The sequence below is a fragment of the Candidatus Cardinium sp. cBcalN2 genome (assembly GCF_022810445.1).
In the GTDB taxonomy this organism is placed as follows: Bacteria; Bacteroidota; Bacteroidia; order Cytophagales; family Amoebophilaceae; genus Cardinium.
Genome location: NZ_JAACGD010000066.1, coordinates 1 through 821, shown reverse-complemented (window position 1 = coordinate 821; position 821 = coordinate 1). Strand labels below are relative to the sequence as shown.

Genomic DNA, 821 nt, shown 5'->3' with positions numbered 1-821 from the left:
ATGCTGTTTTTCTATTTCAGCTGTAAGTTCTGCTTGCTGATCGCAACTATTTTACAAGGGGCGTTTTTACTTTTTCTACGTAGCCTTTGTCACTGCGCTGAACGGCTACACTTGACATAGTACGGAAAGCAACCTTATAAATAGAGCGGTTTATCTTTAAGTATTTGGGTAACTGATAAAGTTTTTAAATGGTCAACCATAGACAACATATAAAGTTTTTCTATGACCATCATTTGGTAGCTAGCTATATCCTGAGCATGGACCAGTAAGATAAAATCAAATTCCCCTATTACTTGATAACAAGTAATAATGGATGCCATTTTATCAATCGTAAGTTTAAATACTTTGATATTTTCAGCCGTGATTTTCTGCAGACGAACACCAACAATTAGATGAACGTAAAAACCTAACTGTGGATAATTTATTGCTGCAATATACTTTTTGATAATGCCATTTTGTTCTAACTTTTTTACCCGTTCAAGCGTGGCAGCAGGAGAGAGATTGATTTTTTGCGCAAGTGCCGCATTGGTGATTTTCGCATCAGCCTGAAGAATATTTAAAATATGTTTATCTACTGTATCTAGCTGCATAGTACCTATTCAGCGATATAGTACCGCTAAGCAAAAACGGGGCCTTGGAAAAAGCTACCATTAGAAAGAGCCGTTTACAGATGAAAATGAAAAAGAAGCCTTGCTACAAAACTCGTTTATGTTAAGAAATTTGTAGAAGACGCAGCCCCTATTTTTCCATCTGTAACCTGTGATTTCAGTAACTTTTTTCATTAGCGCTTGACTTGTGGGTTACTTTTTTCTTAATAAAAA

At 35.7% G+C, this 821-nt stretch carries 1 protein-coding gene; it reads right to left on the bottom strand.

From position 1 onward, the window contains the following. Positions 1-134 precede the first annotated feature (134 nt). Positions 135-590 carry an Lrp/AsnC family transcriptional regulator gene (locus MUW74_RS01950; protein ID WP_243518781.1) on the bottom strand — a complete coding sequence of 152 codons (456 nt, stop codon included), beginning with the start codon at positions 588-590 and terminating at the stop codon, positions 135-137. Positions 591-821 lie beyond the last annotated feature (231 nt).